General features: G+C 73.2%; 18 protein-coding genes. 9 read left to right on the plus strand and 9 right to left on the minus strand.

Going from position 1 to position 22,058, the window contains the following annotated elements; genetic code table 11:
* The first annotated feature begins 346 nt into the window (after window positions 1-346).
* The 3 genes from WMF31_RS02635 to WMF31_RS02645 all read left to right on the plus strand — a co-directional run bounded on the left by WMF31_RS02635 (window position 347) and on the right by WMF31_RS02645 (window position 5,031).
* Window positions 347-3,277 (plus strand): response regulator, encoded by a 2,931-nt coding sequence (locus tag WMF31_RS02635; RefSeq protein WP_436600423.1) that lies wholly within the window; start codon window positions 347-349, stop codon window positions 3,275-3,277.
* Window positions 3,271-4,194: a response regulator gene (locus WMF31_RS02640; RefSeq protein ID WP_436600424.1), complete on the plus strand. Its 924-nt coding sequence runs from the start codon at window positions 3,271-3,273 to the stop codon at window positions 4,192-4,194. The genes WMF31_RS02635 and WMF31_RS02640 overlap by 7 nt, the downstream gene beginning before the upstream one ends.
* A gap of 336 nt (window positions 4,195-4,530) precedes the next feature.
* Window positions 4,531-5,031 (plus strand): DUF3291 domain-containing protein, encoded by a 501-nt coding sequence (locus WMF31_RS02645; protein WP_436600425.1) that lies wholly within the window; start codon window positions 4,531-4,533, stop codon window positions 5,029-5,031.
* Between the two features lie 78 nt (window positions 5,032-5,109).
* Here WMF31_RS02645 and WMF31_RS02650 read toward each other — a convergent pair whose 3' ends face one another.
* Complete coding sequence (locus tag WMF31_RS02650; RefSeq protein WP_436600426.1) at window positions 5,110-5,850, minus strand: 3-oxoacyl-ACP reductase family protein; 741 nt, start codon at window positions 5,848-5,850, stop codon at window positions 5,110-5,112.
* 93 nt (window positions 5,851-5,943) lie between these two features.
* Here WMF31_RS02650 and WMF31_RS02655 point away from each other — a divergent pair, with 93 nt between their 5' ends.
* Window positions 5,944-6,576 (plus strand): TetR/AcrR family transcriptional regulator, encoded by a 633-nt coding sequence (locus tag WMF31_RS02655; protein ID WP_436600427.1) that lies wholly within the window; start codon window positions 5,944-5,946, stop codon window positions 6,574-6,576.
* 31 nt (window positions 6,577-6,607) lie between these two features.
* Here the strand turns inward: WMF31_RS02655 and WMF31_RS02660 are convergent, their stop codons facing one another.
* Window positions 6,608-7,780, minus strand: coding sequence for a serine hydrolase domain-containing protein (locus tag WMF31_RS02660; protein WP_436600428.1), 1,173 nt, complete (start codon window positions 7,778-7,780; stop codon window positions 6,608-6,610).
* A 176-nt stretch (window positions 7,781-7,956) separates the two neighbouring features.
* On the opposite strand from WMF31_RS02660, the gene WMF31_RS02665 reads away from it, so the two are divergent.
* The gene (locus tag WMF31_RS02665; protein WP_436600429.1) at window positions 7,957-8,433 is read left to right on the plus strand and encodes a MarR family winged helix-turn-helix transcriptional regulator; all 477 of its coding nucleotides are present in this window, start codon (window positions 7,957-7,959) and stop codon (window positions 8,431-8,433) included.
* 25 nt (window positions 8,434-8,458) lie between these two features.
* Here the strand turns inward: WMF31_RS02665 and WMF31_RS02670 are convergent, their stop codons facing one another.
* Both WMF31_RS02670 and WMF31_RS02675 read right to left on the minus strand, forming a co-directional pair.
* Complete coding sequence (locus WMF31_RS02670; RefSeq protein ID WP_436600430.1) at window positions 8,459-9,079, minus strand: DUF1349 domain-containing protein; 621 nt, start codon at window positions 9,077-9,079, stop codon at window positions 8,459-8,461.
* 175 nt (window positions 9,080-9,254) lie between these two features.
* Window positions 9,255-10,019, minus strand: coding sequence for an SDR family oxidoreductase (locus WMF31_RS02675; RefSeq protein WP_436600431.1), 765 nt, complete (start codon window positions 10,017-10,019; stop codon window positions 9,255-9,257).
* A 157-nt stretch (window positions 10,020-10,176) separates the two neighbouring features.
* Here WMF31_RS02675 and WMF31_RS02680 point away from each other — a divergent pair, with 157 nt between their 5' ends.
* Window positions 10,177-11,031: a helix-turn-helix transcriptional regulator gene (locus WMF31_RS02680; protein ID WP_436600432.1), complete on the plus strand. Its 855-nt coding sequence runs from the start codon at window positions 10,177-10,179 to the stop codon at window positions 11,029-11,031.
* A 24-nt stretch (window positions 11,032-11,055) separates the two neighbouring features.
* On the opposite strand, the gene sigJ is transcribed toward WMF31_RS02680, so the two are convergent.
* Complete coding sequence (gene sigJ / locus WMF31_RS02685) at window positions 11,056-11,937, minus strand: RNA polymerase sigma factor SigJ (RefSeq protein WP_436600433.1); 882 nt, start codon at window positions 11,935-11,937, stop codon at window positions 11,056-11,058.
* 260 nt (window positions 11,938-12,197) lie between these two features.
* The gene (locus tag WMF31_RS02690) at window positions 12,198-12,860 is read right to left on the minus strand and encodes a hypothetical protein (protein WP_436600434.1); all 663 of its coding nucleotides are present in this window, start codon (window positions 12,858-12,860) and stop codon (window positions 12,198-12,200) included.
* 449 nt (window positions 12,861-13,309) lie between these two features.
* Between WMF31_RS02690 and WMF31_RS02695 the strand changes: the two genes are divergently transcribed.
* Window positions 13,310-16,144 carry a serine/threonine-protein kinase gene (locus WMF31_RS02695; protein ID WP_436600435.1) on the plus strand — a complete coding sequence of 945 codons (2,835 nt, stop codon included), beginning with the start codon at window positions 13,310-13,312 and terminating at the stop codon, window positions 16,142-16,144.
* Here the strand turns inward: WMF31_RS02695 and WMF31_RS02700 are convergent.
* Window positions 16,092-17,558, minus strand: coding sequence for a sigma 54-interacting transcriptional regulator (locus tag WMF31_RS02700; protein ID WP_436600436.1), 1,467 nt, complete (start codon window positions 17,556-17,558; stop codon window positions 16,092-16,094). The genes WMF31_RS02695 and WMF31_RS02700 overlap by 53 nt on opposite strands.
* 268 nt (window positions 17,559-17,826) lie before the next feature.
* Here WMF31_RS02700 and WMF31_RS02705 point away from each other — a divergent pair, with 268 nt between their 5' ends.
* Window positions 17,827-19,119 carry a serine hydrolase domain-containing protein gene (locus tag WMF31_RS02705; RefSeq protein ID WP_436600437.1) on the plus strand — a complete coding sequence of 431 codons (1,293 nt, stop codon included), beginning with the start codon at window positions 17,827-17,829 and terminating at the stop codon, window positions 19,117-19,119.
* Between the two features lie 56 nt (window positions 19,120-19,175).
* On the opposite strand, the gene WMF31_RS02710 is transcribed toward WMF31_RS02705, so the two are convergent.
* Entirely contained in the window at window positions 19,176-19,556 is a 381-nt protein-coding gene (locus WMF31_RS02710; protein WP_436600438.1) for a hypothetical protein, read from the minus strand.
* A 318-nt stretch (window positions 19,557-19,874) separates the two neighbouring features.
* Here WMF31_RS02710 and WMF31_RS02715 point away from each other — a divergent pair, with 318 nt between their 5' ends.
* Entirely contained in the window at window positions 19,875-21,092 is a 1,218-nt protein-coding gene (locus tag WMF31_RS02715; protein ID WP_436600439.1) for a hypothetical protein, read from the plus strand.
* Here the strand turns inward: WMF31_RS02715 and WMF31_RS02720 are convergent.
* Window positions 21,058-21,912, minus strand: coding sequence for a fibro-slime domain-containing protein (locus WMF31_RS02720; RefSeq protein ID WP_436600440.1), 855 nt, complete (start codon window positions 21,910-21,912; stop codon window positions 21,058-21,060). The genes WMF31_RS02715 and WMF31_RS02720 overlap by 35 nt on opposite strands.
* Window positions 21,913-22,058 lie beyond the last annotated feature (146 nt).

A 22,058-nucleotide genomic window follows, 5' to 3' on the forward strand; every position in this document is an offset into this window, starting at 1 on the left:
AGGTCAATCAACGGCTCCGTCGCCGCTCGCTCCGAGAGCCGGCCGCGCGTCACGCTTCCTGTCGGACCGTGCGTCGCGAACACGCAGGTCCCTTCGAGGAAGGGAGCGCCCTGGCGTTCTTGCCCGCCCGCGACCTCCACGACGCGTACGCCGGCCCGCCGTGGCTCGCACGCTGGCCGTCTGTCCAGATCTGGCCGAGGCTGCGGGCGCCTGGATCTCCTGCGCTCAGGCGAATCCCGAGGTGCCGTGGCGGTGGTCTTGACGACCGGCCGGCGCTCGCCCACCTCGCGCCCCGCATTCGCGGCCATGGACGCCCGATCGCGACCCCGCTATCTCCATGGACGCCATGTCGCCGACCGAGGAGCCCCCGCCGGCCGCCGCGACGGGGGCCGCCCGCGCGGAGCCCCGACCCCCGTCGACCAGCGACTCCCGGCCCCCGCAGGGCAGCAACCCCCGCCTCTCGCAGGTGGGCGAGCCTCCCCGCCTCTCGCTGGCCGGCGAGCCCCGCCTCTCGCTGACCGGCGCCGGCCTCCTCGACGGCCGCAGCACCGTCCTGCCCGTCCAGGTCGCGCCCGCGCCCAGCAGCCGCCGCGCCCTGGAGAAGCTCTGGCTCCCGCTCCTCGGCCCGGTGCTCGCCCTGCTCGTCATCGGCGCGGTCGCCACGCTCCAGGCCGCGTTCAGCTGGGGCGTCCCGAACCCGCCCGCGATCCTGTCGATGATCATCGTCTTCGCGGCGTTCAGCGGCGGCCTCCGGAGCGGCATCGCCACCGCGCTCATCTCGTGCGCCTACTTCGCGAGCTACTACTCCGATGGCGGGTTCTCCTACTCCGCGGAGAACCTGCTCCGGGTCATCGTCTACGCCGTCACCACGCCCGCCATGGCGGTCATGGCGAGCATCGCCAAGCGGCGCGCCGACGCCATGGGCGAGGCCTCGCTCCAGAACGAGCGCGAGCACTCGGCCAGCCTGCGCGCCCTGCTCATGCAGCGCCAGGAGGTCGAGGCCGAGCTCCAGCAGGCCAAGGAGGCGGCCGAGGCGGCGAGCCGCGCCAAGAGCGAGTTCCTCGCCAGCGTGAGCCACGAGATCCGCACCCCGATGAACGGCATCATCGGCATGACGTCGCTCGCGCTCCAGACCGAGCTCACCCAGGAGCAGCGCGAGTACCTCGAGATGGTCAAGATCTCCGCCGACGCGCTGCTCGCCATCATCAACGACGTCCTCGACTTCTCGAAGATCGAGGCGGGCAAGCTCGAGATCGAGCCCGTCGTCTTCGACCCGAGCGAGATCCTCGGCGACGCGGTGAAGACGCTCGCGCTCCGGGCCCACGAGAAGCGGCTCGAGCTCGCCTACCACGTCGGCCCCGACGTGCCCGAGGCGCTCGTCGGCGATCCGCTGCGCCTGCGCCAGGTGCTCGTGAACCTCGTGAGCAACGCCGTGAAGTTCACCGACGCCGGCGAGATCCTCGTCCGCGCCACGATCGACGCGCGCGCGCCCGCCCCGCCCGAGGAAGAGGCCGGCGCGGACCGCCACAGCCTGCCGACCCTCTACGCGGGCGAGGCGCTCGGCGACACCGTGGTGCTCCACGTGCACGTCATCGACACCGGCATCGGCATCGCCCCGGACAAGCAGCGGCTCGTCTTCGACGCCTTCGCCCAGGCGGACGGATCGACCACGAGGAAGTATGGTGGCACAGGGCTTGGCCTTACAATCTGTGCCCGGCTGGTCGAGATGATGGGCGGCAGGATCTGGATCGAGAGCGAGCTCGGCAAGGGCAGCACCTTCCACTTCACCCTCAAGCTCAGGGCGCTCGAGGGCGCGGCCCGGTCGCGGCGGCTGCAGATCCCGCGGGAGCTGATCGGCACGCGGGTGCTGATCGCCGACGACAACGCGACCGTCCGGCGCATCCTCGCCGAGACCATCGAGGGGTGGGGGATGCGGCCGGTCGCCGTCGACTCGGGCGCGGCGGCGATCGCGGCGCTCTCGGAGGACTCGGGGATGTGGGCGCTGCCCTGGGGCAAGCCGGGGGGCAACGCGCTCGGCGCGAGCAGCTCGTTCGGCCTCGCCCTGGTCGACGCCCGGATGCCGAAGGTCGACGGCTTCGCCGTGGTCGAGCACTGCCGCAAGCGCGAGATCCTGAAGGGGCGCATCCTCATGATGCTCAGCTCGACCTCGGCGCAGGCGGACGCCGCGCGCTGCCGCGATCTCGGCGTCTCGGCCATGGTCACGAAGCCCGTGAAGCCGTCGCACCTCCAGGAGGCCGTCTTCCACGCCTTCGGCATCCCGACGCGGAGCGCGTTCCGCGCGGCCGAGTCGCGCCGCTTCTCGCCGGGGCCGCGCGCCCGCGGCCTGCGCGTGCTCGTCGCCGAGGACAACGCGATCAACCAGAAGCTGATGCGCCGCTGGCTGGAGCGGCAGGATCACCGCGTGCACATCGTCGAGAACGGCCGGATCGCGGTCGAGAAGATCGCGACCGGGCAGTACGACGTGGCCCTGCTCGACGTGGAGATGCCCGAGATGGACGGCCTCCAGGCGGCGCGGGCCGTCCGCGCCCGCGAGCGGCGCGAGGGCGGGCACATGCCGCTCATCGTCGTGACCGCGTACGCGATGAAGGGCGATCGCGAGCGGTGCCTCCGGGCGGGGTTCGACGGCTACGTCACGAAGCCGGTGCAGGTGGAGGAGCTCTACGATATGATCGACCGGCTGGTCGCCGGGCCGCCCACCCTGGACATCGACGACACGACGCGCCTGTCGCTCGGCGCGCCGGGCTCGTCTCCGTCCCACACGCCGGTGCCCACGTCGCCGCTCGACAGCGCGCCGCCGAGCGCCCGGTCGGACGATCGGCGGACGAGCTCGCCCTCGGTGTTCGCGAGCCGGCCGATGTTCGATCGCACGCGGGCGCTCGAGCGGACGGGCGGCGACGCCGATCTCCTGCGCGAGCTCGCCGAGGTCTTCCTCGAGGAGTGCCCCCGGTGGATGGCCGACATCGACGAGGCGGTGAGCGCCGGCGACGCCCGCAAGCTCCAGCGGGCCGCGCACAGCCTGAAGGGCGGGGTCGACAGCTTCGGGGCGCGCGGCGCGTTCGAGGCCGCGTTCGCGCTGGAGAAGATGGCGCGCAAGAGCGATCTCGTCGGCCTGCCCGAGGCGCAGTTCGCGCTGCGCGCGCAGATCGAGCGCCTGATCCCCGAGCTCGCCGCGTTCGTGCGCGAGGGCGCGCCGGCGGACCCCCCGCCGAAGGAGCCGGGCGAACGGCCCTCTGACAGCGAGGTGACGCGATGGTGAGGGTGCTCGTGGTCGACGACTCCCCGTTGGATCGGCGCCTCTCCGGGAGCCTGCTCAAGAAGCGCGCCGGCATGGAGCCGATGTACGCCGAGAACGGCGTCGAGGCGCTCCAGGTGATCGCCAGGTCGGCGCCGGAGATCGTGCTGACCGATCTCCAGATGCCGGAGATGGACGGCCTGGAGCTGGTCGAGGCGATCCGGCGCGAGCACCCGTACCTGCCCGTGATCCTGATGACGGCGCACGGGAGCGAGGAGATCGCGGTGCAGGCGCTCCGGCGCGGCGCCGCGAGCTACGTGCCGAAGCGGAACCTCGCGGCCGAGCTGGTGAGCACGATCGAGAACGTGCTCGCGGTGGCGCGGCTCGACCGGCGCGAGCAGCAGCTCCTCGCGTGCCTCGTCGCGACGGAGTCCCAGTTCGAGCTCGACAACGACGTGGCGAAGGTGCCCGCGCTGGTGGGCCACATCGAGCAGAGCCTGGGCCGGATGCGGCTGTGCGACGAGACGGGCCGGATCCAGGTCGCGGTGGCGATGCGCGAGGCGCTGGTGAACGCCATCGTCCACGGCAACCTGGAGGTGAGCTCGTCGCTGCTCGACGAGGACGCGAGCGCCTTCTCGGCGCTCGTCGAGCAGCGCCGGCGGGAGCGCCCGTACCGCGACCGGCGGGTCCACGTCGTGGCGCGGGAGACGCGGACCGAGGCGATCTACGTGGTGCGCGACGATGGGCCCGGCTTCGACCCGCGGGGCCTGCCGGATCCGACCGATCTCGCCAACCTGGAGAAGCCGAGCGGCCGGGGGCTGATGCTGATCCGCACCTTCATGGACGAGGTGCGGCACAACGAGAAGGGCAACGAGATCCGGATGGTGATGCGGTGCCGCGCCGGGGTGTCCGACGGCGGGCTGGAGGGGAGCGGCGGCTGACGCGGGCAGCGGCTGGGCTGCGGAGCGGAGGAGAGGAGAGGGTGTTGCCGTGCTGCCCGGCCCCCGGAGAGAGTGTTCGTGGGGCGGCGCGGGGGTCCCACCGAACTCGCCCGGGAAGTTCTTTCTCCGGCGTGCATCGCACGCCGGAGAAAGCACGTCCATTGGGGATCAAACATCGGTCCGTCCCCCGCGCCGCCCCACGAACACCCTCTCCGGGGGCCTGCGGTATGGATGATGGATCGAGCGCTCCTCATGACGCTTCGACGAACAGGGGCCTCTCGGGGTCACATCGCAGAGGTCAGGGACGAGCTCTGGCGGCGTGGTATAGCTGGAGGGATGTCGAATTACCATCTTGCTCAGGTCAACATCGCCTTGCCGGTGGAGCCGCTCGGCTCGGCGCGGCTGGCCGACTTCGTGGCCGCGCTCGATTCGGTCAACGCGCTCGCCGAAGCAGCGCCCGGGTTCGTGTGGCGGCTCAAGACCGATGAAGGCGACGCCACCGCGGTCCGGGGGTTCGACGATGATCGGCTCATCGTGAACATGTCCGTGTGGGAATCGGTAGAGGCGCTGTCCGATTTCACCTACCGCAACGCCGAGCACGCCGCGATGATGCGCCGTCGCCGGGAATGGTTCGTCCCGATGAAGGAGGCCTTCCTGGTGCTATGGTGGATCCCGGCGGGGCACATCCCGACCGTGGCCGAGGCCGAAGAGCGGCTCACCCACCTGCGGCGCCACGGCCCCACGCCCCGCGCGTTCACCTTCCGCCGCCTCTTCCCCGCGCCCGATGGCGAGCCGGCCGCCCCCGTGGTCCAGGAGCAGCCCTGCCCGGCCGACTGAGCCCGCACACCTGCCGAGGGCTGGGTCTGGGCAGCCGTACACGGCGTCGAGGAGTTTTGCAGGCGTGGCGCGGGAAGATCAGGCGGTGAGGCCGCCGTCGATCTTCAGGTGGGCGCCCGTGACGAAGGCGCCCTCGGGGCCGGCCAGGTACGCCACCATGCTGGCGACCTCGTCGCCCTGTCCGTAGCGCTGCACGGCGATCTGGCCTTTGAGCCCGGCGGCGAGCGGGCCGTCGGCCGGGTTCATGTCGGTGTCCACAGGGCCCGGCTGGACGTTGTTGACCGTGATGCCGCGCGGGCCGAGATCCCGGGCCCAGCCGCGCGTCAGGCCGGCGACCGCTGCCTTGGTCGCGGCATAGACGGCCATCCCGGGGAACAGCGCTCCGTCGCTGCTGGTGCTCCCGATGTTGATGATGCGCCCGCCCTCGCCCATGTGGCGGACGGCCGCCTGCGTGGCGGCGAAGAGGCCCCTGACGTTCACCGCCATGAGGCGGTCGAACTCCTCCAGCGAGAGCTCTTCGAGGGTCGCGAGGGCGGCGACGCCGGCGTTGTTCACCAGCACGTCGAGCCGGCCGAAGGTCTTCACCGTCTGGACGACGGCGCTCCTCACCGCCTCGGCGTCGGCGCTGTCCGCCCGGACGGCGAGCGCCCTGCCGCCCGCCGCCTCGATGCCGTGCACCACCTCGGCGGCCTTCGCCGGCGACGCGGCATAGGTGATGGCCACGGCGGCGCCCTCGTGCGCCAGGCGCCTGGCGATGGCCGCCCCGATGCCCCGCGAGCCCCCGGTAACCAGCGCAACCTTGCCCTTCAACGTTCCCATGGGGAGGTCTCCTTTTCTTTTGGAACGATCGTTCCTAAATTGGAAGGTACGTAGGCTGTCGATGTCCGTCAAGCGATTTATGGAACGATCGTTATGAAAAAGGCGGTGGGGCAGATCCAGCGGGGGCGAGGGCGGCCGCGCTGCTTCGATCAGGAGGCGGCGCTGGAGCGGGCCATGCTCCTGTTCTGGGACCGGGGGTACGAGGCGACGTCGCTCGACGAGCTGAGCGCGGCGATGGGCATCAGCCCGTCGAGCCTTTACGCGACGTTCGGGGGCAAGGAGCAGCTCTTCCGGGCGGCGGTCGATCGGTACCTCGCCAGGGGGGGCGGCTCCATGGACCGCATCTTCGCCGAGGAGCCGACGGCCCGGGGCGCGGTGCAGCGGCTGCTCCAGACGGCGGCCGACGAGTTCACCCGGTCCGATCAGCCGTCCGGCTGCATGATCGCGCTGGCCGGGACCCAGTGCTCCCCCGGCGCCCGGCCCGTGCAGGACCTGGTGCGGGGGCACCGAGAGGCCTGGCAGGCCTCGCTCCAGGCGCGGATCCAGCGGGCCATCGAGGGCGGCGAGCTCGCGTCCGACACGGACGCCGCCGCGCTGGCCACGTTCTACGTGACCGTCCTGCTGGGGATGTCGGTTCATGCGCGGGACGGCGCGTCGCCAGAGGGCCTCCGCGCAGCCGTGGAGGCCGCGATGCGGGCATGGCCCGGCGCCCCACGCGGTCCGTGACCAGGGGCGCACCTGGGCGGCGCGGTGGGCCTCAGAGGCAGGCGTACACCGCGTCGATCAGCGCCGGCCACCGCGGGTCGCCCCCCTCGCCGCTCGCGATCGTCTGGTTCGGCGTGTACCCGAAGCCGAGCGCCGCGTCGGGATCGGCGAAGCCGAGCGCGCCACCCGCGCCGGGGTGGCCGAAGGTCCGCGCGCCCCGCCCGAAGGGGCGCAGGGCGCTCGGCAGCATGAAGCCGAGCGAGAAGCGGCTCTCCGCGAGCAGGACCGCGTCGAGGCCGCGCGACCGCTCGGCGAGCGCGGCCTCGACGGCCTCGGGCGAGAGCACGCGCGCGCCCGCGGGGCCGGCGAGCGCGCCGCCGTTCGCGAGCGCGCCGTACAGGCGCGCGAGGGCGCGCGCGTTCGCGTGGCCGTTCATCGCGGGGATCTCCGCGCGCCGGCAGCGCTCGGTGTTCACGAGGCCAGGGGTCACGAGCTCCCGTGGCCTCGTGAAGGCGAGCGACGTGAGCGACGTCGGATCGCGGAGCGCCGCGCCGAACGCGCCGCCCAAGCCCCCCGGGCCCGCGATCGTCGGCGGCACCTCGGCGATGCGCCCGTCGTGCTCCGCCCCGACGCCGAGGTGAACGTCGAGGCCGAGCGGCCCCGCGATCGCTTCCCTCAGGAACGCCCCCACGCTCCGGCCGCTCGCGCGCCGGATCACCTCGCCCACGAGGAAGCCGAACGTGACGGCGTGGTAGCCGTGCCGCGCGCCGGGCGCCCAGAACGGCGCCTCCGCGGCGAGGGCCGAGGTCACGGCGCCGAACTCGTAGAGCGCGCCCGGCGGCAGCTCCGCGCGGATCGCCGGCAGCCCGGCGCTGTGGTCGAGCAGCTGGCGCACGAGGATGCCCCCCTTGTCGGCCGCGCCGAACTCGGGCCACGAGGCGGCGACCGGCGCGTCGAGGTCGAGCGCGCCCCGCTCGGCGAGCGCGTGGGCGCACAGCGCGACCGCGCCCTTCGTCGCGGAGAAGACGTTCACGATCGTGTCGCCGCCCCACGGCGCCGTCCTCGCCGCGTCCCGGAAGCCGGCCCAGAGGTCGACGACCACGCGGCCGCGCACGGCCACGCTCACGGCCGCCCCGAGCTCGGGGAACCGCTCGAAGTTCGACGCGAACGCCGCGCGCACGGGCGCGAACGCGGGGTCGCAGGAGCCATGGATCACGAGGTTCATCGCTCGCCCCTCCTCGGAGCCGCCGGGGTTCAAGGCGCGCGCGGGCGTGCCCGCCCGGCGCCGGCGGGGCCTCCGCCCTGCCGCGTAATGCGCAACCTTGGTTGATGATGTGGGGCGCCGGGCGGATCTGTCAACGTCATTTGCGCAACCTTGGTTGCGCGGTACAGGCTCACGGCGTGGAGCCCGCGCGCCCCGACGAGGATCTCGTGCTGCTGTTCGCCGCCATCGCCACGGCGAACAGCGACGAGGTGATGCGCCGCGTGGCCCGGGCGGGCCACGGCGATCTCCGGCCGAGCCACGGGTACGTGTTCCAGCACCTCGTCCCCGGTCCGCTGAAGGTGCGGGAGCTCGCGGCGCGGCTCGGGATCACGGCGCAGGGCGCCTCCAAGGCGGTGAGCGAGCTGGAGGAGCTCGGCTACGTGCGGCGGCGCGTCGCCGAGGACGACCAGCGCAACCGGCTGGTCGAGCTCACCGAGCGCGGGTGGGCGGCGGTGGAGGCGGGGCGGGCGGCGCGCGCCGCGGTGAACCGGCGGCTCCGGGCGCTGCTCGGGGAGGAGCAGGCCGGCGCGCTCCTCGGGTCGCTCCAGCGCATCGCGGAGCGCACCGGCGGGCTCGAGCTGCTGGCCTCGCGGCGGCTGCGCCACCCGCGCTGATCCGCCGGCGGCGCATCGCCGGCGCTCACGCCGCGCGGCCGGGCGCGATCCGGAGCAGCTCGAACTCCGCCACGAACCCTTCGCCCACCGGGCTGCAGGCGTACAGGCCGCACTCCACCTCGCGGGCGCCGTCGTCCTCGTGGAGGTGCGCCATGCGGAGCTGGGTCCACGACGCGCCGTCGTCCGAGCTCTCGACGAGGTAATCCGGGCCTTCCCGCCGGATGCGCAGCCAGAGCTCGCGGCGCTCCGGGGAGAACGGCTGCGTCGACCAGTCGCTGTAGCCCGCGTTCGTCACCACCGCGCCCAGCCGGCTCGGCCCATCGGGCTCGAACTCGACCGACGTCTTCAGCCAGCACGACGCCGAGAGCCGCACCATGAGCCCTGCCTGATCGTACCGGTGCGCGGGCCGGAACCGCACGTGGGTGGTCATCACGAGATCGCCTGTGGCGCGGGCGAAGAGGAACGGCCCGTTGTCGTTGCGGAAGCCGTAGTGGGTCCGCTGCCAGTAATCGGTCTTCGCCGCGGGCTCGACCACGAGCGCGCGCCGCGCCGGATCGACCGACCAGCGCGCCGGCGGGTGACGCCACGCGAGCCGCGGATCGAGGCTCGGTCCGGAGAACGTCTCTTCGAGGAGCTGTCCTGTCATGAGGCTGGCCTCCGCGGCTCGCGGCGAGGGCGACTCGCCCGCGCGCGAGCTCGCGGCGGAGCCTATCACGGGAGCGCCGCGGGCGAAGCCCGAGGCCCCCGGGCGCCGCGCCGACGCCGCCGGGGCGCCCGCGGCGGCGCCCGAGGGCCGCGGACCCGGGCGCGCGCGGCGCCGCTCACACCTGCTGGGTCGGCATGATGGTGACCTGCTGGAGGTTGACGTGCCGCGGGAGGCCGGCCGTGAACGCGATCGTGCTCGCCACGTCGGCGGCCGAGAGCCAGGTGATCTGCCGCCGGGCGCTCTCGATCCAGGCCTTGGCCGCCTCGTCGGTCATGTGGCTCTGGAGCTCGGTGTTGACGAAGCCCGGCTCGATGACCGAGACGCGGACGTGCCGCGGGCCGAGCTCGGCCCGCAGGTTGCGCGACAGGTGCGTGACCGCCGCCTTGGTGGCGCAGTAGACGGCGAAGGTCGGGAAGACGCCGTGCGCGCCGATCGACGAGATGTTGATGAGATCCGAGGGGCCGCCCCGCTTCGCGGCCGCGATCAGCGGGTCGACGAACGCGTCGACGATCCGCATCACGCCGGTGAGATTGACCGCGATCATCTGCTCGAAGTCGGCCACGCGGTGCTCCTCGACGCCGGAGGGCAGCATGACGCCGGCGTTGTTGATCACGAGGTCGACGGCGCCGAGCTCTCCGGCGATGGTCCGCGCGGCCTCGGCGACGGCGGCCCTGTCCGTGGCGTCGACGGCGAGCGGGAGCGCGCGCCCGCCCGCGGCGCGGAGGTCGGCGGCGAGCGAGTCGAGGCGCTCCTTGCGGCGCGCGAGGAGCGCGACGGCCGCGCCCTGCTCCGCGAGCTCGCGCGCGGCGGCTTCCCCGATGCCGCTGGAAGCCCCGGTGATGACGGCGATACGACCTGAGAGAGGGAGATTCTGGGACATGATGTTTGCTCCTGGTGGGGCCCCGCCTGGGGGGTGAGCGCACTCTGGAGCTTCGCTTCGAGGTCAGGAAGGCGCGCGGTGATCCTGGGACTGGCAATCCCTGGATACGGGAGCGCGGCTCATGCATCCTGGTCGCATGTCCGGGGCGCGTGGGATCGTGAGCGACAGGCGGAGCGAGCTGGCGGATTTTCTCCGGGGGCGGCGGACGCGCGCGGCGCCGCTCCCGGGCGGTGGGTTCACGGGGAGACGGCGGCGCACGCCGGGGCTCAGGCGCGAGGAGCTCGCGCAGCTCGCGGGGCTCAGCGTCGACTGGTACACGCGGCTCGAGCAAGGGCGCGACGTGAACCCCTCGCGCGAGACGCTCGAGGCGATCGCGCGCGTGCTGAAGCTGGACGAGGACGAGCGAGGCCACCTCTTCTATCTCGCGCGGCCCGAGCCTGCGGGGGGCACGGCGCGGTCCTCGGCGCGCCAGGAGAGGGCCGAGCCGGCGATGGCGCGCGCGCTCGAGGCGATGCGCGTCCCGGCGCTCGTCTTCAGCCCGCGGTTCGATGTGCTCGCGTGGAACGGGGCCGCGTGCCGCCTCCTGGTGGACTTCGGCGACGTCCCCTCGCGGAAGCGCAACCTGCTCTGGATGACCTTCCATCACGCCGGCTATCGCGCCCGCTACGCGGACATCGGCGTGATCGAGCGGGAGGCCGTGGCCGCGTTCCGCTTCAGCGCGAGCTCGTATGTCGGCGATCCCGAGCTCGACGCGCTCATCGCGGAGCTGCTCGAGACGAGCGAGCCGTTCCGGGCGCTCTGGGCGCGTCATGAGGTGCGCGCCAAGGTGAGCGGCATCAAGGCGTTCAGGGTGGAGGGCCGGGGCGCCGGCGGTGGGCCGCTCGTGCTCGAGTGGCACACCCTCGCGTCGACGACCTCGAGCCGGCAGAAGCTCGTCTATTACACGACCCGCTCCGCGGGCGGCCCCGAGGACGAGCGCCGCCTCGCGGCGCTGTGCGAGGACGCCGGTTGAGCGCGGAGCGGGGACGGGCCGAGATCAGACCGGTTCTCCCAGCCGCGCCAGCTTGTCGGGGTTGCGCACGATGTAGATGTTCGTCGCCGCGCCGTGCTCGTCATAGGCAAACGACATGCACGCCGCGATCTCCCCGTCTTTCCGCAGGATGACGCCCCGGCCGCCGTTGATGTCCGTCACCTCCCACGCGCAGGTGCGCCAGTACCCGAGGAGCACGCGATCGATGAAGCCCAGCACCTCGGCCTTGCCCTGCAGCACGCGGAGCGCAGCAGGCACCTTGCCGCCGCCGTCGGCCCAGAGCTCGACGTCGCTCGAGAGCGCCGCCATCAGGGGCTCCGTGCCGCCGGTCGCGACGGCCGCCTGGAACGCGGCGAGCAGCTGCTCCTGCCGGTCCAGGGGGGTCACGTGCCGCACCTTCGACCGGTCGATGTTGGCGCGCGCCCGCGAGACCAGCTTGCGCGCCGCCGTCTCCTGGATGTCGAGCGCCGTCGCGACCTCGGGGTAAGGGATGTCGAAGATCTCGTGCAGCAGGTACGCCGCCCGCTCCTTCGGGGTGAGGCGCTCGAGCACCAGCAGAAACGCCGTTTGAAGCGACGCCGCCAGCGCCGCCCGCTCCCCGGGCTCGTGCTCGACCGACATCTGGATCGGCTCGGGCAGCCACGCGCCCACGTACTCCACCCGCGTCCTGCGGGCAGACCGCAGGAGATCGATGCACCGGCGTGTGCAGAGGGTCGTGAGCCACGACGCCGGGTTCTCGATCGCGCTCCTGTCGGCGCTCAGCCACTTCACGCACGTGTCCTGCACCGCATCCTCGGCCTCCGCGCGCGAGCCGAGGATGCGGTAAGCCAGCCCAAGGAGCATGGGCCTGGCCTCCTCGAAGGCGGAGAGGTCGTCGCGCTGCGCCATCTCAGGACCTCGCCCCCTTCACGCCGGTGTGCTCACTCACGGTCGGTCTCCTTGCCACGGGATCGTCTGCTCCTTCGCCTCATGACGATCCAGCCGTCGTGCCTGTGACGTCTGGCCCAGGCCCGCGTTCGTGCCAGGAAATTCCTCCAGGGCGCCATCTTTCGTTCAATGGAGGGCTCGACCCTCACCATGAGGGTCGCGCTGCCCGTCGAGAGGGCTCGCGGATCGGAGGACGACCTGATTCGCCCCGTGGCCGGGGCTCACGGGCAGCGCGGGGCGGTGTACTCCCCGCTCGGGTCGGCGTCCCCGAACGAGCCCACGTCGAGCCGGAACCGCACCTCCGCGTCGTTGATGGCGAGGATCTCGATCGTGCCCTGCCAGAGGGTGCCTCCTCCCTGCGCGCAGTCATCCTCCGACCCCGGCGTGTAGGGCTCGCCCGTCTCGAAGAAGGTGCCCGTGACGCCGATGCCGCCGGGAGCGTTGATGTCGTAGACGCCGACCTGTTGATAAGCGGTCGGTACGACGAAATTCACCTTCCAGTGCCCGCCGCAGGTGAGGTGCGTCGTCGGCGAATCGCACGTGACGCCGACATCCGAGATCCTGAGGAAGAGGTCGTCGGGATCGAGCTCGGGCTCTGTGCCGCCGCCGCCCGTGGTGCCGGACTGGACTTCTTGCTGCGCCCAGTACTCGTCCCAGAGCGCGTCGGACTGCGCGCGGGTCATCGCGTTCGCCAGCATCGTGGGCACGGGCTCGCCGCCGCCATCCGAGCCGCCTTCTCCCGAGCACCCGTCCGTGCCGCCGTCGTGCGCTGGAGCGACCGGTTGACCGACGTCGTCGGTCGGCGCGCCGTCGATGATCACGGGGCCGCAGGCGGCCAGCAGGAGAGGTGCGAGAGGGATGAGAAGAAGCGTCGTATGTGTCATGGACTCCCCATTCTGCATGATCGAGGCCACCCCGACCGCGCGAGAAAGACCCTGAAAACAGCGGTCTCCAGGCGGTGATCGGCGAGGTTGTGCCAGCTTGCGCCGCGGCACATGCCAGAGTGCGTGGCACCGTGGCTCACCACCGGGATGGCCGCGCGGATCGCGCCCTTTCGCCGATCCAACGGCGGCGCTCCGATCGCTGCGAGTCCATGACACCGCATCTCGAGGACGCGCCCAGCACTCCCGTCCTCGGAGCTCAGGCGCCTCGACGCGATCTCCCTCGTCGAGGTCAGGCGCCGCGGCGCGAGCGCTCCGCGCGATCCGCTCGGCGCTCATCGATCCGGCCGTCGCGCCGCTGCGCTCGACGCGCGTCGGCCGCGTGTCCGCGCGGGGCGAGGCGCGCGGAGCGACCGTTGATGACGGCTCCACGCCGGTGCATCCTCTGTCCGATGCGCCCAGGTACAGTCATCGACCGCCGCTTCGAGATCGAGTGCCTCGCGGCCTCCGGCGGGATGGGGACGGTGTACCGCGCCCTCGACCGGGCCACGAGGACGACTGTCGCGCTGAAGCTCCTCGGGCAGCCGGACCCGCGCGCCGTCGGCCGCTTCGAGCACGAGGCCCGGATCCTCGCCGAGCTCGATCACCCGAGGATCGTCCGGCACGTGGCGCACGGCATCACCGCCGACGGGGCGCCCTACCTCGCCATGGAATGGCTCGACGGGGAGAGCCTCGAGCAGCGCCTCGCCCGGCAGCGGCTCGACCTCGAGGAGAGCCTCGCCCTCCTCCGCGCGGCCGCCGAGGCGCTCGGGGCGGCGCACGCGCTGGGCATCGTCCACCGCGACGTCAAGCCGAGCAACCTCCTGCTCGTGGGCGGAGAGGTCTCCGGCCTCAAGGTGCTCGACTTCGGCATCGCCCGGATGCGGCGCACCGTCGGGGAGCTGACGCAGACCGGCTCGGTGATGGGGACCCCGGGGTACATGGCGCCGGAGCAGGCCACGGGCGAGCGGGACCGCCTCGACGCGCGGGCCGACGTCTTCTCGCTGGGCGCGGTGCTCTTCGAGTGCCTCACGGGCAGGCCGGCGTTCCAGGGCCAGCACGTGATGGCCCTGCTCGCCAAGCTCCTGATGGAGGAGCCGCCCCGCGTGCGCAACCTCCTGCCGGACGTGCCGCAGGAGCTCGACGACTTCGTCGCCCGCATGCTCGCGAAGGACCCGGAGCGGCGGCCGCGCGACGGCTCGGCCCTGCTCGAGGCGCTCGACGCCCTGGAGCGCGAGCCGGGCAGCCGCCTGTCCGCCGTGCCCGCCCTGTACGAGGCGATCACGGCGGGCGAGCTCCGGCTGCTCTCGATGGTGGCGGTGAAGGAGCTCCGGCGGTCGCCCGCGGCGTGCGCGACCACCACGCTCGGCGCCACGCTGCCCCGCGAGGTCGCGACGGCGCTCCACTCGAGCGCGCAGCCGATCGGGGCGCGGGTGGACACGCTCGCCGACGGGACGCTCCTGCTCTCGATCGCGGGCGTCGGCGACGCGATCGACCAGGCCGCGCGCGCGGCGCGGTGCGCCCTGTCGCTCGGCGCGCTCCTGCCGGAGGCCGCCGTCGTGCTCGCGACCGGCCGCGCCGAGCAGACCGGCAGCCTCCCGGTCGGGCCGGTCATGGACCGCGCGGCCGCGCTCCTCGCCCTCGCCGAGCGGGAGGCGCGGCAGGGGGGCGCGCGGGCGCCCGTGCGGATCGACGACGTGACCCGGGCGCTGCTCGACGCGCGGTTCGAGGTCGAGGCCGCGCAGCCCGGCATCTTCTACCTGCTGCAGGAGCGCGAGGTCGGCCGCGCCGCGCGGACGCTCCTCGGCAAGCCGAGCCCCTACGTCGGCCGCGACCGGGAGCTCCGGAACCTGCGCGAGCTCCTCGAGGACAGCTTCGGCGGGCCCGAGCCCCGGGCGATCCTGATCACCGGCCCGCCCGGGATCGGCAAGTCCCGCCTGCGGTACGAGCTCATCGAGGCGCTGCGGGAGCGGCACCCCGCGATCACCCTCGCGGTCGGCCGCGGCGACTCGCTGAGCGCGGGGTCGCCGTTCTCGCTCCTCGGCTCCGCGCTCCGGGGCGCGGCCGGCATCACCGGCGGCGAGCCCGCGGCGGCGCAGCGGGAGCGGCTCCTCTCGCTGGTCGCGCGCACCCGGGCGGCCGACCGGACGCGGGTCGCCGCCTTCCTCGGCGAGATCATCGGGACCCCCTTCCCGAGCGAGGCCGATCCGAGGTTCTTCGAGGCGCGGCAGAGCCCGGCCCTGATGGCCGACCAGATCCCGCTCGCCTACCTCGACTTCATGGCGGCGGCGTGCGCGGCGGGGCCCTACCTGCTCGTCCTCGAGGACATCCAGTGGGGCGACGCGGCGTCGCTCAAGCTCATCGCGCGCGCCCTCCGGGAGCTCCGCGACAGGCCGTTCGCGGCGCTCTACCTGGCGCGCGTCGAGGTGCGGCAGGCCTTCCCCGTGCTCTGGGAGGGCAGCGAGCTCCACGAGATGACGCTCGGCGCGCTGCCGCGCCGCGCCGCCGAGGAGCTCGTCCGGCAGGTGCTCGGCGACGGGCTCCCGGCCTCGGAGATCGCGCCCCTCGTCGAGCGCGCGAGCGGCAACGCCTTCTACCTGGAGGAGCTCATCCGGGCGGTCGCGGAGGGGCGCGGGGACAGGCTGCCGGAGACGATCCTGGGCATGGTCGAGGCGAGGCTCGAGGCGATCCCCGCGGAGGCGAGGCGGCTGCTGCGGGCGGCGAGCGTCTTCGGCGAGACGTTCTGGAAGAAGGGCGCGCTCGCCCTGCTCGGCGACGCGGAGGGCTCGACCCTCGTGGTCGACTGGCTGCCCTGGCTGCTCGAGCGCGAGCTCCTCGAGCGGCGCGAGCAGGGCCGCTTCTCGGACGAGGAGGAGTACGCGTTCCGGCACGCGCTGATCCGCGACGGCTGCTACGCGATGCTCCCGGACCGCGATCGCGCGCTCGGCCACCGGCTCGCCGCCGAGTGGCTCCTGCAGGCGGGGGAGCACGACGCCAAGGTGCTGGCCGAGCACTTCGAGCGGGGCGGCGAGCCGCGGCTCGCCGTGGAGTTCTACCAGCGCGCGGCCGAGCAGGCGCTCGCCGGGAGCGACCCGGCCGCCGCGGTCACGCTCGCGGCGCGGGGGCTCGCCCTCGGCGCGGAGCGCGACGTCGAGGCGACGCTCCAGGGGATCCAGGCGGCGGCGGCCCGGCCGGTCACGGCGGCCGCTTCCGCGGGCGTGGGATACCGTACTCGTCGAGGCGGTTGATCAGCGTGCGGAGCGAGATGCCGAGGAGCTTCGCGGCGCGCGTCTGGTTGCCCGCGGACTGCTCCAGGGCCTCGAGCACGCGCCTCCGGTCGACGGCCTTCATCTGGAGCCGGAGCCTCGCTATCGCGTCCTCGCCCGGCGGAGGCGGCGCGAGGGTGTCGGCGGGCGCGCGGCGCTCGGCGTCCTCGCCTCCGGCCGCGCGCGCCGCGACCGCGTCAGCGGCCGGAGGCGGCCTCACGCCGCCGCCTTGGAGGTGCGGCGGCAGATCGCCGGGCAGGACCGAGTCCCCCGCGCACAGGACCGCCGCGCGCTCGATCACGTTGCGCAGCTCGCGCACGTTCCCCGGCCAGGCGTACGCCTCGAGCACGGCGAGCGCCTCCGGGGAGATGCGGGGCGCCCTGCGCTGACCGAGGTGCCGGCACGCCTCCTCGAGGAACCGGCGGGCCAGCGGGGCGATCTCGCAGGCGCGCTCGCGGAGCGGCGGCACGACCAGCGAGATGCCGTTCAGCCGGAAATAGAGGTCCTGGCGGAAGGCGCCGCGCGCGACCTCCGCCTCGAGATCGCGGTTGGTCGCCGCCACGAAGCGGAGGTCGATCCGGCGGGGCGCGCGGCCGCCGAGGCGCAGCACCTTCCGGTCCTCGAGCACGCGGAGCAGCTTCGCCTGGCAGGCGACGGGCAGCTCGCCGATCTCGTCGAGGAACAGCGTCCCGCCGTCGGCGGACTCGATCAGGCCCGGGCGCGCGTGGCTCGCCCCGGTGAAGGCGCTCTTCTCGTGGCCGAACAGCTCGCCCTCGAGCAGCGACGGCGGCAGCGCGGCGCAGCTCAGCTCGACATAGGGGCCGCCGGCCCGCGGCGAGCGCGCGTGGACGGTCCGGGCGAGCACCTCCTTGCCCACCCCCGTCTCGCCGAGGATGAGCACGCTGATGGAGCTTCGCGCGGCGCGGGCGGCCTGCTCGTAGAGCGCGACCATCGCCGGGGCCCGCACCACGACGTCCGCGGGCCCGTGGCCGCCGTCGGGCTCCTCGACCGGCGGCCCGGCGGGCGCGCGGCAGACGGCGATGGTCGTCGCGCCGAGGTTGAACCGCTCGCCGAGGGCGATCTCGGCGCCGTCCCGCGACAGCCGCCGCAGGCGGTGGGTCCGCGCCGTCAGCGCGGCGACCTGCTGCTCGCCGATGAAGGTGCCGTTGGCGCTGCCGAGGTCCTCGATCCGGAGCGGCGGGCCGACGTGGAGGACCGCGTGCCGGCGCGACACGGAGCGATCGTCGATGCGCACGTCGCACCCCTCGTCGCGCCCGAGCACGACGGAGCCGCGGGGCGGCAGGGGCACGAAGGTGACCGCGCTGCCCGCCACGATCGCGAGCCGCAGCGGCGGGCAGGAGCCCCGCGCGTCGTCGCCAGGAGCGCCCTCGTCCATGATCCCATCCTAATCGGGGCGCGTGCGGCGACCTGCACGGATCGTGCAGGATCGTGCGCATCGTGCAGACGATTGCACGAGCGGCGCCGCGGCCGCCGACGACCGACGCGGCCGCGCCGCGGGATCCCGAGGGCGCGCCGCCCGGCACGCGTCCTGCTCATCACCCGCTCGCGAGCCGCGCCGCCGGCCTCGATCCACAGCGCGCGAGGTCTCCCCTGGCGGGCTGTGCGGCGGCGCGAGCGATCTCGCTTACGAAGCAGGAGCGACGATGTGTAGCGAGCATGACTCTTTCAATCGCAGGGATCTTCTCCGGGGGCTGGGTCGTGCGGCGGCGGTGGCCGCGCTGGCGCCGACGGCCCTGTCGACCCGGGTCGCGGAGGCGCACGCGCCGGCCTGCCGCGAGCTCACCGACGGATCGCCGGAGAGCGTCGGCATGAGCTCGAAGCGCGTCGCGGACGCCCTCGCGCGCGTGCAGCGCCGCGCGGACGACGGGCTCTTCCCGGGCGCGGTCGCCCTGATCGCGCGGCGGGGCAGGATCGTCGCGCACCAGGCGTTCGGCACCCGGGTCCGCGGCGAGGACGAGCCGGTCACGCGCGACACGCTGTTCGACCTGCTCTCGATCACGAAGGTCGTCGCGACCGCGACGTCGGCGCTGATCCTCGTGCAGGACGGCGTCCTCGGGCTGAACGATCCGGTCGGCGACTACCTGCCGGAGTTCGCGGAGGACGACAAGGCCCACGTCACCGTGCGCGACATGCTCCGGTTCACGGCCGGCTTGCCGCTCGACGTCTCGCTCCAGCACGATCCGGACGGCGAGGGCGCCTGGCGGCGGATGGCCGAGGAGCCGCTCGAGTACGAGCCCGGGACGCAGGTGCTTTACAGCGATCTCACCTACCGCCTGCTCGGGCGCGTGGTCGAGGCCGCCGCGGGCATGGATCTCGACACGTTCGCGAAGGCGCGCATCTGGCGCCCGCTCGGCATGCGCGACACGACCTTCAACCCGTCGCCCGCGCTGAGAGCGCGGACCGCGGCCACGGGCTTCTCCGCGGCCCGGGGCCGCCTGGTCCGCGGCGAGGTGCAGGACGAGCAGGATTACGCGCTCGGCGGCGTCGTCGGCTGCGACGGCGTCTTCTCGACCGCGAGGGACCTCGCCACCTTCTGCCAGATGATCCTGAACGGCGGCCAGTACGGTCGCGCCCGGATCCTGCGCCGCCACCTCGTCGACGCGATGGTGAGCAACCAGACGCCGGAGGTCTCGGCGGAGGACACCGACGTGTCCCCGCTGTCGAACCTCCTGTCGACGCCCAAGGGGTATGGCTGGGAGCTCGCGACTCCCCGCTTCTGCACGGGCGGGATGCGCCTCCGGAAGGGGTCCTTCGGGAAGGCCGGCGGCACGGGGGCGTTCCTGTGGATCGATCGCCGCCGCGAGCTGTTCGGGATCCTGCTCACGAACCACGGGCTGCCGACCCCGTTCGACGAGCCCGGGTGGAACCGGATGATCGACGCGGTCGGCAGCGCGGAGTTCTTCGACGGGATCGTCCACGCGGTCACCGACGAGTGACGCGCGCGGGGCGGGCCAGGGGGCGCCGCGGCGCGTGCCGCACCGCGGCGGCGCCGTCACCGGATCTCGCCGGCGTAAAGGCACGTCCCCATGCAGTCCGCTCCCCCGTTGAGCGGATCGCAGTCGTCCCGCGGATCGTCGACGCACACGTAGCCCTCCTCGCAGCCGAGCCCGGCGAAGCCGCCGCACGGGGCGCCCACGCAGAGGCCGCCGCAGTCGGCTCCGCCCCTGCGCGGATTGCAGTCGTCGTTCGGATCGTCGACGCACCGGTTGTCCCCGGGACAGCCGCGGCCGGTGATGCCGCCGCAGGTGAGCTGAAGCGCGGCCTGCGCCTCGTCGAGCGCCTCTCCCTCGCTCGGCGCCTCGGCGTAGCAGCCGACGCCGAGCACGGAGCCGCCGAGGACGAGCGCGAGCACCGTAAGCGATCTCTTGAACATGCCAGTCTCCTCCAAGCGCGCTCGCCTGGTCCACGCACGGCGCGCGGGCGGCGAGTCGCGGAGGGCGCCAATGCGAGCTCCGGGCCAGCCGCGGAGGCGGCGTTTCGCCGGGGAGACGCCCTCGCGCGCCGCCCTCGCGCGCCGCGCGGCCCGCCCGGATCGTGCCGATCCTGCGCAAGTCGCGCGAGAGCCGGCCTCGATGCGCGACGGGCAACGCGCGCAGCAGACGGACCAGAAACATTCCCCCCGGGCCGCGCGCCGCCGCCCGGGCGTCGTGTGGTGACCGGTGCCGGCGCGGTCGCGTGGTAGCTTCGTCGCATGACGACCGTGAGCGTGACGCTGACAGGCGCTGCGGCGGCGTCGCGTCCGGCGGCCTTCCGGGCTCATCTCATCGAGTTTCTGCTCGTGGGGGGCGCGACGCTCGTGCTGTTCCCCCTCGCGTGGCTCGCCCGCGAGGCCGCCGGGCTGGGCGCGTCGGAGCTCGCGGTGGGCTTCTTGACGTTCCACGCGGCGTCGGTGATCAACGACCCGCACTTCGCGGTGACGTACCTCCTGTTCTACAGGGACGCGAGGCGCCGCGCGTTCGGCGACGCGTTCGCCCCCATGCAGCGCGCCCGCTACCTCGTCGCCGGGGTCCTGGTCCCGCTCGCGCTCGTCGCGTGGTCTGTCGCGGCGCTCGCGACCGGCTCCGCGCGGACGATGGGCTTCATGATCCAGCTCATGTTCCTGCTGGTGGGCTGGCATTACGTGAAGCAGGGCTTCGGCGTCCTGACGGTGCTCTCGGCGCGGCGCGGGTTCCGCTTCACCCCGCTGGAGCGCAAGGTGGTCCTCGCGCACTGCTTCGCGGGCTGGGCGTATGCGTGGGCGAGCCCGGCCGATCCGGGCAGGGAGGTCGCGGAGAAGGGGGTCATCTACACGTCGTTCGCGCACCCGCCCGGGATCGAGGTGGTCACCGGGGCGGTCTTCGGGCTGAGCGCGCTCGCGCTGATCGCGGCGCTCGTGCGCGCGTGGCGGGCGGAGCGGCGGATTCCGCCCCTCGGGCCGCTGGCCGGGTTCCTCATCACGATCTGGCTGTGGACGGTGTACTCGAGCCTCGACCGGCTCATGATGTACGTGATCCCGGCGCTGCACTCCGTGCAGTACCTGTACTTCGTCTGGCTCCTCACGCGGAACGAGGCGCGTGAGGCCGAGGGGCCGCCGTCGTTCGGCCGGCCGACCGGCCTCCGGCTGGGGATCCTGGCGGCGTCCGCGATCGGGCTCGGCTGGGTCCTGCTCCGCGGCGCGCCCGCGCTCCTCGACGGCGCGCTGGTGCTGGGCACGAGCGGCGGTGAGGCGGCGACCGATCTGGGCGACACGCCGTACCTCGCCGCCATCTACGTGTCCGTGAACATCCACCATTACTTCATGGATAACGTGATCTGGCGCCGCGAGAACCCGGGTACGCGCTATCTGCTGAAGCCGGACGCCCAGGGGAGCGCGCCGGCCGGGGCGAGCGCCGCTGCTACAGGAGGATCGGGTCGCAGTTCGTGTACTTGAGCGTCGAGATCAGGAGGCTCGAGCCTCCGCTGCGGCGCTCCGCGAAGAAGATGTCGAGCGGGTACCGCTCCCCGAGCTCGAGGCCGTACTCCTCGGCCATCTCGTCCAGGTCGAGGACCATGAACGCCGAGCCGTGGACCCCGCCAATGTCGATCGCCAGGCGGTTGTTGATGAAGACCCAGATGTCGTCGTCGCCGCCGAACATGAAGTCGTCCCCGCCCCTGTACTCGAACATCATGTGGAGCTCGAACGTGAAGCCGTAGTTGTGGTCCCGGTCCTGGTTGCCCCAGCCCTTGCCGTCGATGGGGAAGAACTCGTCGCTGTGGAAGATGCGAAACACCTGATCGCTCACGTCGAGGGGGATGACGTGCCGGATCGAGCTGTTCACCCCCGGCACGTCCCGGAACCACTGGTCGAAATGCTCGCGCCCGGTGGTGTAGGGCGTGGGCCCGTCGTACGCATAAACGGGCTTCCTGTCCGGGCCGAGCTCGTCCTCGACGATGCCCGCCATGCCTTCCCCCTCGAACTGCTCGAAATCGGGGTGTCCGCCCTCGGTGCCGAACGCCTTGAAGTCGCGCACGATCCCTTCGAGCCGCGGGGCGCAGCCGGGCTTGCTGCCCGGATCATCGCTCGGCAGCAGCGGGAGACTGCCGCCGAAGCCGTCGTCGGGGGGAGAAGAACCCTCGCGCTCGCGCCCGATGAACTGGGGGTCGAGGGAGCACCCGGCGAGAGAGAGCCATGAGGCTGTCGAGAGCAGGGTGACCAGCCGTGGCACAGCGCTCCAGCCGAAGCGCGCTGTTCGCGGGGCAAGGTTCGTCAAGATCGCCTCCTCATACCAACGCGGGGAGTCCGGCCGAGGGGGGGAGCCGAGAGGCGGGACGCGCTCTGTTCCTCCCTCGCCCGAAGCCGTCAAGAAGACCGAGTGTACGATCGCCCCCGCGATCTGCCACCTTCACGAGCGACGCG

Origin of the sequence: Sorangium sp. So ce1036 (assembly GCF_051369805.1) — a bacterium.
GTDB classification, from domain to species: Bacteria; Myxococcota_A; Polyangia; order Polyangiales; family Polyangiaceae; genus Sorangium; species Sorangium cellulosum_F.